Source organism: Flavobacterium sp. (assembly GCF_025352425.1).
Taxonomy (GTDB): domain Bacteria; phylum Bacteroidota; class Bacteroidia; order Flavobacteriales; family Flavobacteriaceae; genus Flavobacterium.
Map to the genome: position 1 here is coordinate 51,579 of NZ_JANXTI010000008.1, position 16,042 is coordinate 67,620.

The window sequence follows — 16,042 nt, forward strand, 5'->3', positions numbered from 1 at the left end:
TTGATAATCCAAAATATCTATGAAAGTTCTATTTCGTTCGTTGAAATGCGCCTTACTAAAATATGCATGTTGTTGAATAACAGATTTTTAAAATTAATATAACAATAAAAAAATAGGAAAATGCACTTTATCGGGTTTTTAAAGCAGTGTGTCCGAAAAATTATTTAAGGTTAAAAACTCGACATACCTTCGCATTATTATTAATAGTTTAAAATTCATTGCCCAATGAAAAAAAACTACTTATCACAAAAAACAAAATTTCTGCTAGAATTATTTTTGAAACAAAAATATATCTTACTTCTAGCTACGCTCATTCTTTTCCCAGGAAACTTTACGATAGCTCAAACAGCCGGACCAAACAATGCCGGAACTGGTGCTAACAATGCTGCAACCGGAACAATCGGATGGACAAATTCAGGAAATATTACTGCTGCTGACGGCGTTAATGCTACAGTTGCTGTTACAAGTGGTGCATTCACCAATTATATCCATGGAAGCAATTATGGTTTTTCTATTCCGGCTGGTGTAGTAATTAATGGTATTGAAGTTATAATCAATAGAAGAACAAGTGCTAATAATGGTGGCAGGGTTACTAGTGACAGTGTTGTTAAATTAGTAAAAAACGGTTCTGTTCTTGGCAATAACAATGCGGCAATTGGCGTTGGTTATCCAACTGCCTTAACTACTGCAACGTATGGAAGCCCGACTGATAAATGGGGTTTAACATGGTTAGCTTCTGATATTAATGCTTCAAATTTCGGCGCTGTATTATCCGTAACTGCGAACAATTCGCTTACTGCTTCTGTGGATTATATTCAAATTAAGGTCTATTATACACCTGCGCCAACGATTTCAAGTTTTACAGCTACAAATGCCTGTATTGGCTCAACTCCTTCAATAGTTATTACAGGAAATCATTTTAATACAGCTACTAATGTTAGTTTTAATGGTGTTTCTGCTTCATTTACAGTTAACAGCAATACACAAATTACGGCAACCTTACCTGTTAGTGCTACAACCGGAACTATAACAGTTAACTCGCCGTCAGGAACAGGAACCAGTGCCAGTAATTTCACTGTAAATCCTTTACCTGTTTTAAATCCTATTACAGGAACCACATCAGTTTGTATTGGTTCTACTACTACCTTGTCAAATTCAACTTCGGGCGGTAGCTGGAATAGTGCTTCAACTGGAGTTGCCACCATAAATTCAAGTGGCGTTGTTTCGACTGTTTCCGCAGGTACTTCAATTATCACTTATTCTTATACTAATGGAAATGGTTGTACAAGTTCTGTAAATACTACAGTTACTGTTAATGCACTTCCTGTGGTTTCATCACCAACCAGTGTATGTATTGGAAATTCTATTCAATTAAGCCCCAATTCAGGAGGAACTTGGACTAGCAGTGATAATACCAAAGCAACGATTGATAATACCGGACTTGTAAATTGTCTTGCACCAGGAAGTACAACTTTCACTTTTACCAATTCAACCACAAATTGTAGTAAAACAACCAATACTGTAAATGTATTGGCATTACCTGCAATAAGTTCACAACCTATTGCTACACAAACTATTTGTTCAGGAAGTTCAGTTAGCTTTTCGGTAAGTGCGACTGGAGTAGGATTGACCTATCAATGGTACAATGGCGCTACTGCATTAAATAATGTGGGTTCAATTGCGGGTGCAACAAGTGCTACTCTTACTATAAATCCAGTTGCTTTAGGCGATGCATCAGTAAATTACAATTGCATTGTAAGCGGAACTTGTTCTCCAGCTGCAACTTCAGCAAATGCTGAGTTGATAGTAATAGAAAAAGTTATTATAACTTCTCAACCTGTTGCAACTCAAACTTTATGTACAGGAGATACTGCAACATTTGTAGTTGCTGCTACTGGAACCAGTTTGAGTTATCAGTGGTACAAAGGTGTTACAGCCTTAGTTGACGGCGGGTCCATTTCAGGTGCAACATCAGCAACGTTAACAATAAATCCAGTGGTGACCAGCGATGCAGCAACCAATTATAAATGTGTGGTTTCGGGAACGAGTCCGTGTGTTGCGGCAACTTCAAATAACGCGGCTTTGGTTGTCAACCAACTTCCTGCAATTACCTCCCAACCTGCAGCTTCTCAAACTATATGTTCCGGGAGTTCCGTTAGCTTTTCGGTAACTGCGACGGGATCTAATTTAACATACCAATGGTTTAATGGAGCGACTACTATGACTAATGGTGGTTCAGTTTCAGGAGCCACATCAGCAACCTTAACAATAAATCCTGCAAGCACTTCAGATGCTTCAGCAAATTATAAATGTGTCGTTAGCGGAAGCTGCGTTCCTAATGTTACTTCCAATGATGCGGCATTAATAGTTAACCAAATTGTTTCCATAACAAGTCAACCTGTCCTTACCCAAACTATATGTGCTGGAAGCCCAGCTACTTTTTCAGTCGCGGCAACAGGAACCGGATTAAGTTATCAGTGGTATAAAGGTGTGACAGCCTTAGTTGACGGTGGATCCATTTCAGGTGCAACATCGGCAACGTTAACAATAAATCCTGTCGTGACCGGCGATGCAGCAACGAATTATAAATGTGTGGTTTCAGGAACAAGTCCGTGTGCGGCGGTAACTTCAAATAATGCGGCTTTGGTTGTGAATCAACTTCCTGCAATTACCTCCCAACCGGCTGCTTCCCAAACTATATGTTCCGGGAGTTCCGTTAGCTTTTCGGTAACGGCAACAGGTACTAATTTAACATACCAATGGTTCAATGGAGCGACTCCTATTGCTAATGGTGGTTCGGTTTCAGGAGCCACATCAGCAACCTTAACGATAAATCCCGCAAGCACTTCAGATGCTTCAACAAATTATAAATGTGTTGTTAGCGGAAGTTGTGCTCCTAGTGTTACTTCAAATGATGCGGCATTAATAGTTAACCAAATTGTTTCCATAACAAGTCAACCTGTCATTACCCAAACTATATGTGCTGGAAGCTCAGCTACTTTTTCAGTTGCGGCAACCGGAACCGGATTGAGTTATCAGTGGTATAAAGGAGCAATTGCCTTAACTAATGTCGGATCGATTTCAGGCGCAACATCGGCAGCCTTAACAATTAATCCAGTCGTTACCGGAGATGCGGCAACCAATTATAAATGTGTTGTTTCAGGAACAAGTCCGTGTGCTGCGGCAACTTCAAATAACGCGGCTTTGGTTGTCAGCCAACTTCCTGCAATTACCGCCCAACCGGCAGCTTCTCAAACTATATGTTCCGGGAGTTCCGTTAGCTTTTCGGTAACTGCGACGGGATCTAATTTAACATACCAATGGTTTAATGGAGCGACTACTATGACTAATGGTGGTTCAGTTTCAGGAGCAACATCCGCAAGCTTAACAATAAATCCTATAAGCGCATCAAATGCTTCATCGAATTATAAATGTGTCGTTAGCGGAAGCTGTGCTCCTAGTGTTACCTCAAATGATGCGCAACTCATAGTCAGTCCAAAGGCGGTTATTCCAACTCAAACCGTTACTACCTGTAGTCAAAGTGGATTTAGTCTTACACCTATTGACGGAGTTCCAAACGCGAGTACCGTTGTGCCATCGAACACTTTATATTCGTGGTCAGCACCGAGTGTTACCGGCGGAATGACGGGTGGCGCTTTACAGAACGGACAAACTTCTATTGTCGGAACTTTAACCAATAATACCAACGTAAATCAAACAGCCACCTATACTGTTACACCTGCTTCCGGAATTTCGCCAATTTGTAGCGGCTCATCGTTCACTGTAATTGTAACGGTAGAACCTAAACCATTTGTACAAAATGTAACTGCGACAGTTTGTACCGAAAACAGTTTAACTTTTACGCCAACAAATGGCAGTGGAAATATCATTCCAACTGGAACTTTATATTCATGGGGAATTCCTGTGGTTACAGGCGGAATTACGGGTGGAACAGCTGGAAGTAATCAGGCTTCGGTTGTTCAGACTTTAACAAACCCTACAACTAGTGCGCAAACAGCGACTTATACCATAACTCCAACTTCTGGAAATTGTAATGGAAGTACATTCACCTTAACGGTTACTGTCAACCCAAAACCGACAACAACCGTAAATATAGCTACTCAAACAGCTTGTTCCGGAATTGCATTTTCAGCGATTGTTGTCGGCAATACTAATAACCTAGCTACGACTTATACCTGGACGCGAGATAATACTACTAATGTGTCCGGCACCACAAGTGGAACTTCGGGGGTAATTGCTGCCGGTAGCACGTTTTCACTTTCTCAAATTTTGACCAATAATACCGCAATTGCGCAAAGTGTTATCTATACTTTCACTCCTACATCTAATGGTTGTGTCGGAAATCAAATTACATCTACCGTTATTGTTAATAATTCTTCTGTTGGCGGTACTGTTTCAAGTTCCTTACCGGGAGTTACTCCGGTTGTCAGAACCATAACAGAATGTCACTTCGCTACCGGAACAGTTTATCTAACCGGTCATGTTGGCAATGTCGTACGTTGGGAATATAGTAGTAATGGAGGATCAATATGGGTGCCTATTGCAAACACGACTGCAAGCAATACTTACACAAACATTACACAGTCAACTATATTTAGAGCTGTGATACAAAATGGTGCTGCCTGTAATTTGGCTTATTCACTGGTAACAATGGTAAATGTTATTCCAAATATCAAACCCACGCCGGTAACTGCTACACCTCAGACTATTTGTGCTGGCGATTCATCAAATTTATATTCAGAAAGTGGGTTTGCTACTAATGCGTTCATCGCAACGGGCGGTACATTTAGCAACTCTAATCCTGTTAACTGGTTAGTTGATGGCTGCGGGAATTGTTTAAATGCAAGTAACAACTCTACCGGCCCTTTTAGATTAAGTGCCAGCAACGGAGGTACCTATGCAGGTATTAATTATACGGCATCTGGTAAATTTGCTATCGCTAGCGGAAATTTTAACTCAATAATGCAAACGCCTATTTTCAGCACTTTGGGACTCTCATCTGGTACTTTAAGTTTCAATCATGCCTTTAATCTTCAAACCGGTGCATCCATATCGGTAGAGTTATCATTGGATGGCGGTGTAACCTATACAGTCGTATTAGCTCAATATTTGGGTGCAAGCACAAGAAGTCCGTATAACGCTTTCCCGCTTGAAACTATTGATTTGAGCAATTATATTGGGCAAACAAATTTAAGAATTAGGTTTGTATATAATGGAAATGCCAATAGCTCCTGGGCGATCGACAATATTGATATCCCGGACGCTCCTTTAAATTTGACATCAGAATGGGTAGATTCCTCGACAGGGTTGGTAATAAGTACGACAGCAACTGCAGTAGTAAGTCCAACAATAACTACAACATACGCTATTACCTCTCACTTAAACGGATGTACAAGTACCGGCCCTAATGGAACTACTTATATAACAGTTACCGTCAATCAGCGGCCAACCGCCTCTATTGGCCCATCACAAACCATTTGTAACGGAGGAACGGCAACTTTTAGCGTGGCTTTAACCGGTGTCGCACCTTGGAGCGTAACCTATAGTAATGGAACCACTTCAACGACAGTAAATAATATCAATACGAATCCGTATGTATTTAGTATCTCAGGGATCACCGTTAATCAAACCTATACTATAACAGCTTTAAGCGACTCAAAATGTACTGCAAAACCGCAAGATTTGACTGGTTCAGCGGTGGTTACTACACTAAACGGCGTTGCAGGACTATGGACAGGATTAGTAAGCAACGATTGGTTTGATTGTAAAAACTGGGCTGGCGGATTACCATCGGCAACCATAAATGCACAAATTCCTAACGGATTATCCCGATATCCAATTGTTGACCCTTCAACTTCAAGCTATGCGTCATTGTATAGCGGTATCGCCAACGCACAGGACGTAATAATTGCCAATGCCGCATCAGTGACCATGGCGACCAGCTCGAATTTGTATGTTAGCAGGGATTGGAAAAACAGCGGTACTTTTACACCTGGACAAGGAACTGTTACCTTTAATAGTGCGACATTAAATCAGATTCAAGGGATTAATTCCGGAATTAAAACAAATGAAACTTTTTATAACTTAACATTAAACAATTCCAATAGTGCGATTGGGATTAGCATTGTTGACGGATTTGAATTAACAGTTGCAAATAATTTATCTTTATTGAATTGAGTGGGGACTTAAGATTAGTTGGTGAGGCTCAAATTGTTCAAAACGGAACAGCAGCGAATCCAACAACCGGAACCGGAAAGATTTTAAAAGACCAACAGGGTAACAGAAGTAGTTATCACTATAACTATTGGTCATCACCGGTTACTACCAACGGCACTAATTATACTTTAAACGGTGTCTTAATGGACGGGACAGACTCAGCTACAAATCTATTTAATCCAAGTGCTATAACTTTTGGCGCGGGTGCTTATTTTGCAGATGGGGCAGTAACAAATCCTGTTAAACTTAGTATACGTTGGATGTATAAATATACAAGCGTCAGCACAGCTTATGCAGGATGGCAATATATTGGGAGTACAGGAACCATTAATATCGGCGAAGGTTTCACAATGAAAGGAGTTACCGGAATTGCACCATTTACAACTCCGCAAAATTATGTTTTTGTTGGTAAACCGAATAATGGGACTATTCCTTTGTCGATTTCTTTAAATCAAAGTTATCTAGTTGGAAATCCATATCCATCTGCATTAGACGCAGATGAATTTATTAAAGATAACATAAAAGATGGTGCCGGAAGAGCGGCTACAAATATTTTTAACGGGGCGTTATATTTTTGGGATCATTTTGGAGGACAAACTCATATTTTGACTCAATATATCGGTGGCTATTCAAGTTATACATTAATGGGTGGAGTTGTAGCGATTTCAAACGATCCGTTGATAAATGCTAACGGCTCAATGGGAACTAAAGTCCCAAAACGATACATTCCGGTAGCTCAAGGATTCTTTATTGGTACTGGCTCAAATTCAGCATTGACAGGAAATAATCCAGGTTTAAGTACGGCAGTTACTGGTGGCACCATTAATTTTAAGAACAGTCAACGAACTTTCAAAATTGAATCAGCGAGCAATTCGGTATTTTTCAAGTCTGGCAATCAGATTCAAACAGCAAGTGACACCATTGATACAAGACAAAAAATCAGATTATTGTATCAATCACCTTCTAATATATACCGACAAATTTTAGTAGGTGTTGATGAGAACGCTACCGATTATTTTGATGTAGGTTATGATGCTCCGATTATAGATGAAAATGCTGAAGATTTATATTGGAAAACTACCGATACCAAATTGACTATTCAGGGGGTTTCAAATTTTAATCTAGACCAAATAGTACCTCTAGGCCTAAAAACTTCTACAGCTGGTATATGCACAATTAAAATTGACACATTGGAAAACATCTCTGAAGATACTCAATTATACATTCATGATGCAGAAACGGGAACGGATTATGATATTAAAAATGCCGACTTCAGTATTTCGTTACCTGTTGGCATATACAATGATCGATTTTCCCTTCGTTTCACGGGAAGTGCATTAGGGACAGACAATCCAAGTATTACAAACACTTTTGCTTCGATTTCCAGTCATGTAATAAGAATAGAATCGATTGAATTTATTAAAGAAATCAGTCTTTATGATATAGCCGGAAAACTTATCAATACTTACTCTCCAACCGAGATTTCAAACCAATTTTCGGCCGCCTTCAATTATCCTAATGGGGTTTACATTGCAAAAATTACTTTGGGCAATGATGTTGTAGTTACCAAAAAATTAATAAATTAATTATAAATAAAAAATCCCGCTTTAATCGGGATTTTTTATTTTATAAACCATGACTGTTTTCTGGTTCTTCAGTGTCAACATTGAGCATTTCCCAAAGTTTATCCTTTAGTTCTGTCAATCCTTGCTGTGCCACGGAAGAGATAAACATAAACGGAATTCCTTTAATTTCCTTTTTGAGTTGCGCTTTAAGTTCGGCTTTTAATTCCTCATCAAGCATATCACATTTTGAAACAACAAGCAATTTATCCTTGTCTAACATTTCCGGATTGTAACGACGTAATTCATCCAAAAGGATTTCGTATTCTTTTTTGATATCATCGGCATCCGCAGGGACCAAAAATAATAACGTTGAATTTCGTTCAATATGACGCAAAAAATAGTGTCCCAATCCTTTCCCCTCAGCTGCGCCTTCAATAATTCCGGGAATGTCAGCCATAATGAACGATTTAAATTCACGATAGGCAACAATTCCCAAATTAGGTTTTAAAGTTGTAAAAGGATAATCGGCAATTTTTGGCTTAGCCGATGTCAACACAGAAAGCAAAGTCGATTTACCGGCATTTGGAAAACCTACTAAACCAACATCTGCTAAAACTTTCAACTCCAGGACAATATCCCATTCTTCCGGTGGCATACCCGGTTGCGCATAACGAGGCGTTTGATTGGTGGAACTTCTGAAATTCCAGTTACCCAATCCACCTTTTCCTCCTTTGGCCAAAATTCTTTCTTCACCATTTTCGGTTATTTCAAATAATATTTCATCGGTTTCCTTATCGCGAACTACCGTTCCTAAAGGAACTTCAATCGTAATGTCTTCGCCATCATGACCTGTACTTCTTGAACTTCCGCCATCACCACCATGACCTGCTTTGACATGGCGGGCGAACTTTAAGTGAAACAGCGTCCAGAGGCTCTTGTTTCCTTTCAAAATTACGTGACCACCGCGACCGCCATCACCACCATCAGGACCACCTTTTTCAATAAATTTTTCTCTGTGCAGATGCGAAGAACCCTTTCCTCCTTTTCCGGAAGAAACATATATTTTTACGTAGTCTACGAAGTTTCCTTCTGTCATGTTTTCTTTATTCTTTTAACGTTTTTACCAGCACTTTATCAATCTTAACACCATCCATGTCTATGACTTCCAATTCTAATTTGTTCCAAATTACTGTTTCTCCCGTTGTTGGTATTTTTCCCATTTCGGTCATAATTAATCCGCTAACAGTTGTTACTTCATAATCATTGGTCAACTCATCCATATCAAAATACGTCAGGAAATCATGTAATGAATACAGTCCATCTACCAACCAGGTTCCGTCTTGGCGCGCTATCAATTGGTACTCATCTTCATCAAAATCGGCGGCGTCACCAACTAAAGCTTCCAAGATATCGTTTAACGTAATTATTCCTTGAAATACACCGTATTCATCAGTAACTAAGGCATAATGTACTTTCGATTTCTTGAAATTCTCCAACGCTTTGTAGGCCGAAGTATGCTCAATCAAATAAACCGGTGTTTTGGTAATAGATTTCAAATTGAATGTGCCTTTTTCAAAACTTGCAAACAAATCTTTCAGTAAAACGACACCTTCAACATCATCCATATTGTCTTTGCAAACGGGATATATCGAGTGCAATTCTTCCAAAACTTTAGCTTTCAACTCTTCGATCGAATCTTCAAGTGAAAGATAGACAATCGACTGTCGGTGCGTCATTAACGAATTGATTTTTCTATCGCCAATATGAAAAACGCGCTCCACTATGTCCTGTTCTATTTCCTGCACTTCGCCACTTTCTGTACTTTCCTTGATGATGGCCTTAATTTCTTCCTCAGTTACTTTTCCGTCAGCTGAAGGTTTTATTTTCAGGATTTTCAGAATTCCTTCGGTTGAAATAGTTAACAACCAAATAAATGGCATTGTTACAATTGAAACCATTTTCATCGGAAGTGCTACCGCTTTGGCAATGGTTTCTGGATAATTCAGTCCAATTCTTTTTGGTAATAATTCTCCTAATACTAAAGAGAAGAAGGTCAAAATCACTACCACTATCCCAACGGCAATAGTATGTCCGTAAGGTTTTAATACTGAAAATCCTTCTACAACTACTTGAGTGTCCTGAGTAATTTTATTTCCCGAAAATATACCTGTTAAAATACTAATCAACGTTATTCCTATCTGAACCGTGGAAAGCAATTTATTGGGTGCATTGAGTAAATCCAATGCTGTTTTGGCGCCTTTGTTTCCTTTTTTCGCAGCTGTTTCCAATCGATTTCTACGCGCCGATATCAATGCAATTTCCGACATGGAAAAAACGCCGTTGAGCAGGATTAAAAAGAGTATGATTAGTATTTCCATTTTGAGTTATAAGCTATAAATTATGACCCGAGCCAAGGGCGAATTGAGCGAAGCTAGTTGTAATAACCAATAACAAAAAAAAAATTAAAATTTATCGAAAACGTTAGTCAAACGCGCTGTTACTTCCGCAATTGTTCCAATTCCGTCCACCACGTGAAACTTGCCTTGTCCTTCATAATAGTGCATTAAAGGAGCTGTTTTTTGGTTGTATTCATCGTAACGGTTTCTTATTTTTCCTTCGTCCTGATCGTCTGGTCTGCCTGAAGTTTTTCCTCTTTCCAACAAACGTGCGACTAAAATATTATCATCAGCTTCCAACGCTACAGTAGCTGTAACACTTTGGTTTTTTGTTTCCAAAAAAGTATCCAAAGCGGCTGCCTGCGCCAATGTTCTTGGAAAACCATCAAATAGAAAACCTGCTGATTGCGGATTTTTGTCCACTTCGCTTTGCAACATTTGAATGGTTACTTCATCGGGAACTAAATCGCCTTTGTCCATAAAAGTCTTGGCAAGTTGACCCAATTCAGTATTATTTTTAATATTATATCTAAAAATATCGCCTGTTGAAAGATGTGTCAAATTGTATTTTTCTTTTAAAAATTCAGCTTGTGTGCCTTTTCCTGCACCTGGTTTTCCGAAAAGAACGATGTTAATCATTTTAAATAATTATGAGTTATGAATTATAATTTATTCCGCTGCGCTCCATACAATTCGGCTGTGCCTCGGGTTTGAGTTATTTCGCTAATTGATAGATGTCTGGTAAATTCCTTCCCAATCCATCATAGTCTAAACCGTAGCCAACAATGAACTTATTCGGAATTCTGATACCTACATAATCAATTTTAATGTCTTTTTTATAAGCTTCCGGTTTAAAGAAAAGGGTTGCGATTTTTAAATGCTTTACTTTTTTTTGCTTAAAAATAGCTTTCAATTCTTCAACCGTATTTCCGGTATCAACAATATCCTCTACAACAACCACTGTTCTTCCCTCTAAATCCTGATTTAGTCCAATCAATTGCTTTACATCATTGGTGGTTGATGTTCCTTCATACGAAGCCATTTTCACAAAACTCACTTCACACATACCGCGATATTGTTTCATCAAATCGCTCATCACCATAAAAGCGCCATTCAAAACACCAATAAAAACAGGCACTTCGTCAAAAAAATCATCATCCATTTGTTTAGCCATATTCTTGATTGCAAAATCAATTTCTTCTGAAGAAATGAATGGTTCGAACGTTTTATCGTGGAGGTGTATCATATGGTTTGGATTTTTAAATAAGCTGCAAAGATAAGAAGTTGAATGTTAGAAGTTAGACCTTGGAAGTGAAAATGTTAAATAAAATGTATTTTTTATATTTACAAAATGGATACAACTTTTTTTAACCGAATCAGTAAAAGCAACGCTAGTACCAATTCCCGAAATGGTATTAGGGATTTTGTTATCGAAAATCCGGATTACATGAAGGATTTGGTAGCATTTGCAACAGATTTAACCAATAAAAATCAGTACAAAGCTGTTTGGATTATCGAAATGCTTGTGGAAACACATGCCGAAATGCTTATTCCTTTTGTTGATGTAATTTGCGCTACCATTTCAAAATACAAGCACGAATCCGCCATCAGAGGAATGTCAAGAACCGCTTTCTTTCTAAGTACTTCCAAATCAATTCACTTAACAGAAACCCAACAGGAAAAATTAATTGAAATTTGTCTGGATTGGCTTATTGGCAATGCCAAAATTGCTCCAAAGGTTTACGCTATGTATACTTTGAGTCATTATACCAAGCAGCACGATTGGGTAAAAGAGGAATTGCAGAATATTATCAATAAAGATTTTGCCAAGCAATCTGCGGGATATAAAGCTGCCGCCAGAGAAGTTTTACTTCAACTATCCAAATGATTTTTGGATTTGAAATACTATCTTTGTGCCAATCTACCTGTCGGCAGACAGGCAACATACGACTAAATGAACTACTTCTCTTCCGATTTTAAACTTGGAATTCTCGGTGGCGGACAATTAGGCAAAATGCTATTGGCTGAAACCAGAAAATTTGATATTCAAACCTATGTTATTGATTCAAGCACAGAAGCGCCTTGTCAATTTGGCGCTACTCATTTCATAATTGGCGATTTGATGAATTATGAAACCGTTTATGAATTTGGGAAAAAAGTAGATTTACTAACCATCGAAATTGAAAATATCAATCTTGATGCTTTGGATAAATTGGAAGCAGAAGGTTTAAAAGTTTTCCCTTCGCCAAAAACCCTCAGGTTAATTCAGCATAAAGGTGTTCAAAAAGATTTTTATATCGAAAATCAAATTCCAACTGCGGCTTTTAAACGATTTAACAACTTAAACAAATTGCGTTCTGAAATTGAAAACGGCGTAATCGAAATGCCATTTGTTTGGAAATGTGCCCAATTTGGCTATGACGGAAACGGTGTAAAAGTGGTACGTTCAATTTCGGATATTGAAAATCTGCCCAATGTAGAATGCATCGCTGAACAAATGGTGAAATTCAAAAATGAATTGGCGGTTATTATTGCCCGAAGCGAATCGGGTGAAGTAAAAACCTATCCTGTCGTTGAAATGGAATTCCACCCCGAAGCCAACCAAGTGGAATATGTGATTTGCCCGGCACGAATTGATGAAAAAGTTGCTCAAAAAGCTACTGAAATTGCCATGAAAGTTTCAGCCGCATACAATCATGTAGGTTTGTTGGCGGTAGAAATGTTTCAAACACACGATGGAGAAATTTTGGTTAACGAAGTTGCACCAAGACCGCATAATTCAGGACATTACAGTATTGAAGCCAGTTATACTTCACAATTTGAAAATCACTTGCGTGCAATCTTGAATTTGCCGTTAGGAAATACAGCTAATAAAGTTGCCGGAATTATGGTAAATTTGGTCGGCGCCGAAGGGTATAGTGGAAACGTTATCTACGAAAACATCGAAAAAATCATGGCAATTGATGGCGTGACGCCACATATTTATGGCAAAAAAGAAACCAGAGCATTCCGAAAAATGGGACACGTAACCATTGTAAATGAAAATATGGATGAAGCCAGAAGAATTGCCGAAGAAGTAAAAAATACCATAAAAGTTATTTCAATTTGATTTCAAATAACCAAATAACCAAATACAACAAATGAGCAAAATAGCCATCATCATGGGAAGCCAAAGCGACCTGCCAATCATGCAGGAAGCTATCGACATTCTAAAAAGTTTTGACATCGAGACTGAAGTCGATATTGTTTCGGCACACCGAACTCCGGAAAAATTATTTGATTTCAGCAAAAAAGCCCACACTCGTGGCATTTCCGTAATCATTGCAGGTGCCGGTGGTGCCGCTCATTTACCCGGAATGGTAGCTTCAATGTCGCCATTACCCGTGATTGGCGTTCCTATAAAATCGAGCAATTCTATCGATGGTTGGGATTCGGTTTTGTCTATTTTGCAAATGCCGGGCGGCGTTCCTGTGGCGACAGTTGCGCTGAACGGAGCCAAAAATGCCGGAATCCTGGCGGCCCAAATCATTGGCAGCCACGACAAACTGATACTCGATAAAATCATTGTTTACAAAGAGTCATTAAAGGATGCTGTGAACAAATCGTCGGATGAAATGAAGAAGTAATAGGAGCTATTTCCCGCTATACGTTCCAATCTGTCATTGCGAGGAACGAAGCAATCTCATCAAGATTGTGCATCGCAATGTCAGGATTTCCACTGCTATCGGGGCTAGAAACCCTAATTAAAAAACAATAAACAACTTAATTAAGGACGAGATTGCTTCGTTCCTCGCAATGATCATGAAAATCTTAACACAAAAATTCAACACAAAACACAACACAGCACCATTTTCACAAATAAAATTGGAAGATTACCAAACTGCTTTCGAAGAAAACATCGCAAAAGCCAGAGCTGAAGTGGATGCCATTACAAATAATCCCGAAGCACCAACTTTTGAAAACACAATTGAAGCTTTGGATTATTCAGGCGAAGCTTTGGACAGATTATCGTCTATTTTCTTCAATATGAATTCAGCTGAAACTAGTGACGAAATGCAGAAAATTGCGCAGGATGTTTCTCCTTTACTTACTGCTTTCAGCAATGATATTGCGTTAAACGAAGATTTGTTCAAACGTGTAAAAACAGTATACGAACAAAAAGATAAGCTGGAATTAAGTACGGAACAGGCGACTTTACTCGATAAAAAATTCAAAAACTTTTCCAGAAACGGAGCGTTGCTTTCGGATGATAAAAAAACACGTTTACGTGAAATCGACACCGAATTGGCCAAACTAAAGTTAACGTATGGCGAAAATGTTCTGGCAGAAACGAATAACTATCAATTGCACATTACTGATATAATCAACTTAAAAGGTTTACCGGAAGGGACAATTGAAGCCGCTGCTAGTCTGGCAAAATCCAAAAAGCTGGAAGGATGGGTTTTTACTTTAGATTATCCGAGTTATATTCCGTTTGTGACGTATGCAGACAATCGGGAACTTCGAAAAGAAATTGCCATTGCTAATGGCAAAAAAGCATTTCAGAATAATGAATTCAACAATGAGAAAATCACTTTACAGATTGCCAAACTCCGATTTGAACGTGCCAATTTATTAGGCTACAAAACCCATTCTGATTTTGTTCTTGAAGAAAGAATGGCGCAAACTCCGGAAAAAGTAAAATCCTTTCTTAATGATTTACTAGCAAAGGCAAAACCCGCCGCCGAAAAGGAATTTGCCCAATTAACAGCTTTCGCCAAAGAACTAGATGGAATTGATCAACTAGAAAAATGGGACGGCGCCTATTATTCAGAAAAACTAAAACAGAAACTATTCGATTTTGATGACGAAAAACTAAAACCTTACTTCAAACTGGAGAATGTTTTGAACGGCGCATTTACAGTTGCAGAAAAGTTATTCGGAATAACATTCAAAGAAGTTTTTGATATCGATAAATACCATGAAGATGTGCAAACCTTCGAAGTTTCCGACTTCGAAGGTAAACTGGTTGCTGTTTTCTACACCGATTTTTTTCCAAGAAAAGGGAAACGAAACGGCGCCTGGATGACATCATTCAAGCCTCAATACATCAAGGATGACGTTAATGAAAGACCTCACGCTTCTATCGTTTGCAACTTTACACCGCCAACAGAAAGTAAGCCTTCACTCCTAACCTTTAACGAGGTCACAACTTTATTTCATGAATTTGGCCACGCTTTACACGGCATGTTAGCCAATACAACCTATCCAAGTTTATCGGGAACATCAGTGTATTGGGATTTCGTCGAATTACCCAGCCAAGTTATGGAAAACTGGTGTTACGAACCGGAAGCACTGGCTATTTTTGCCAAACATTATGAAACCGGAGAGATTATTCCACAGGAATATGTCAATAAAATCAAGGAAAGCGCGAGCTTTCTGGAAGGTATGGCAACCTTGCGACAATTAAGTTTCGGGATTCTGGACATGGCTTTCCACAGCAATAATCCTAATAACATTGCCGATGTAAAAGCATTTGAAAAAGAAGCTTTTGATGGAACGTCTTTATATCCTGATGTTGAAGAAAATTGTATGAGCGTTTCGTTTTCGCATATTTTTCAAGGTGGCTATTCCTCTGGATATTACAGCTACAAATGGGCGGAAGTGTTAGATGCTGATGCGTTTGCGTATTTTCAGGAAAAAGGGATTTTCAATAAGGAAGTCGCAACCAAATTTAAGGAAAACGTTTTATCAAAAGGCGGAACCGAATTGCCAATGGAATTATACAAACGTTTCCGCGGACAGGAACCAAAACCGGAAGCTTTGCTCAAACGGGCAGGATTGATTTAAATAAGCAACACACTA

General features: G+C 38.7%; 10 protein-coding genes. 6 read left to right on the plus strand and 4 right to left on the minus strand.

Annotated features, from left to right (window positions below):
- Positions 1-225 precede the first annotated feature (225 nt).
- Both Q0Q99_RS01035 and Q0Q99_RS01040 read left to right on the plus strand, forming a co-directional pair.
- Positions 226-6,198, plus strand: coding sequence for a PKD-like domain-containing protein (locus Q0Q99_RS01035; RefSeq protein WP_293890079.1), 5,973 nt, complete (start codon positions 226-228; stop codon positions 6,196-6,198).
- The gene (locus Q0Q99_RS01040) at positions 6,195-7,823 is read left to right on the plus strand and encodes a T9SS type A sorting domain-containing protein (RefSeq protein ID WP_293890081.1); all 1,629 of its coding nucleotides are present in this window, start codon (positions 6,195-6,197) and stop codon (positions 7,821-7,823) included. Before Q0Q99_RS01035 ends, Q0Q99_RS01040 begins: the two co-directional genes overlap by 4 nt.
- A gap of 40 nt (positions 7,824-7,863) precedes the next feature.
- Here the strand turns inward: Q0Q99_RS01040 and obgE are convergent, their stop codons facing one another.
- From obgE to hpt, 4 genes are all read right to left on the minus strand, one after another.
- Complete coding sequence (obgE, locus tag Q0Q99_RS01045) at positions 7,864-8,898, minus strand: GTPase ObgE (RefSeq protein ID WP_293890083.1); 1,035 nt, start codon at positions 8,896-8,898, stop codon at positions 7,864-7,866.
- Between the two features lie 7 nt (positions 8,899-8,905).
- The gene (locus tag Q0Q99_RS01050; RefSeq protein ID WP_293890085.1) at positions 8,906-10,180 is read right to left on the minus strand and encodes a hemolysin family protein; all 1,275 of its coding nucleotides are present in this window, start codon (positions 10,178-10,180) and stop codon (positions 8,906-8,908) included.
- Between the two features lie 84 nt (positions 10,181-10,264).
- Positions 10,265-10,837, minus strand: a complete 573-nt coding sequence (locus Q0Q99_RS01055) for an adenylate kinase (RefSeq protein ID WP_293890087.1) — start codon at positions 10,835-10,837, stop codon at positions 10,265-10,267.
- A 76-nt stretch (positions 10,838-10,913) separates the two neighbouring features.
- The gene (hpt, locus tag Q0Q99_RS01060; protein ID WP_293890089.1) at positions 10,914-11,444 is read right to left on the minus strand and encodes a hypoxanthine phosphoribosyltransferase; all 531 of its coding nucleotides are present in this window, start codon (positions 11,442-11,444) and stop codon (positions 10,914-10,916) included.
- A 105-nt stretch (positions 11,445-11,549) separates the two neighbouring features.
- On the opposite strand from hpt, the gene Q0Q99_RS01065 reads away from it, so the two are divergent.
- From Q0Q99_RS01065 to Q0Q99_RS01080, 4 genes are all read left to right on the plus strand, one after another.
- On the plus strand, positions 11,550-12,086 hold the full coding sequence (locus Q0Q99_RS01065; RefSeq protein ID WP_293890091.1) for a hypothetical protein: 537 nt from the start codon (positions 11,550-11,552) through the stop codon (positions 12,084-12,086).
- Between the two features lie 66 nt (positions 12,087-12,152).
- Positions 12,153-13,307, plus strand: a complete 1,155-nt coding sequence (locus Q0Q99_RS01070; RefSeq protein ID WP_293890093.1) for a 5-(carboxyamino)imidazole ribonucleotide synthase — start codon at positions 12,153-12,155, stop codon at positions 13,305-13,307.
- A gap of 31 nt (positions 13,308-13,338) precedes the next feature.
- Positions 13,339-13,824 (plus strand): 5-(carboxyamino)imidazole ribonucleotide mutase, encoded by a 486-nt coding sequence (gene purE / locus Q0Q99_RS01075; RefSeq protein WP_293890095.1) that lies wholly within the window; start codon positions 13,339-13,341, stop codon positions 13,822-13,824.
- A gap of 175 nt (positions 13,825-13,999) precedes the next feature.
- Positions 14,000-16,027: a M3 family metallopeptidase gene (locus Q0Q99_RS01080; protein ID WP_293890097.1), complete on the plus strand. Its 2,028-nt coding sequence runs from the start codon at positions 14,000-14,002 to the stop codon at positions 16,025-16,027.
- The last annotated feature ends 15 nt before the right edge of the window (positions 16,028-16,042 follow it).

What these genes read in the sequence shown, in the direction of transcription:
- Q0Q99_RS01035 (WP_293890079.1), top strand. Translation starts at nt 226, where the DNA reads ATGAAAAAAAACTACTTATCACAAAAAACAAAATTTCTGCTAGAATTA.
- obgE (WP_293890083.1), bottom strand. Translation starts at nt 8,898, where the DNA reads ATGACAGAAGGAAACTTCGTAGACTACGTAAAAATATATGTTTCTTCC.
- Q0Q99_RS01050 (WP_293890085.1), bottom strand. Translation starts at nt 10,180, where the DNA reads ATGGAAATACTAATCATACTCTTTTTAATCCTGCTCAACGGCGTTTTT.
- Q0Q99_RS01055 (WP_293890087.1), bottom strand. Translation starts at nt 10,837, where the DNA reads ATGATTAACATCGTTCTTTTCGGAAAACCAGGTGCAGGAAAAGGCACA.
- hpt (WP_293890089.1), bottom strand. Translation starts at nt 11,444, where the DNA reads ATGATACACCTCCACGATAAAACGTTCGAACCATTCATTTCTTCAGAA.
- Q0Q99_RS01065 (WP_293890091.1), top strand. Translation starts at nt 11,550, where the DNA reads ATGGATACAACTTTTTTTAACCGAATCAGTAAAAGCAACGCTAGTACC.
- Q0Q99_RS01070 (WP_293890093.1), top strand. Translation starts at nt 12,153, where the DNA reads ATGAACTACTTCTCTTCCGATTTTAAACTTGGAATTCTCGGTGGCGGA.
- purE (WP_293890095.1), top strand. Translation starts at nt 13,339, where the DNA reads ATGAGCAAAATAGCCATCATCATGGGAAGCCAAAGCGACCTGCCAATC.
- Q0Q99_RS01080 (WP_293890097.1), top strand. Translation starts at nt 14,000, where the DNA reads ATGAAAATCTTAACACAAAAATTCAACACAAAACACAACACAGCACCA.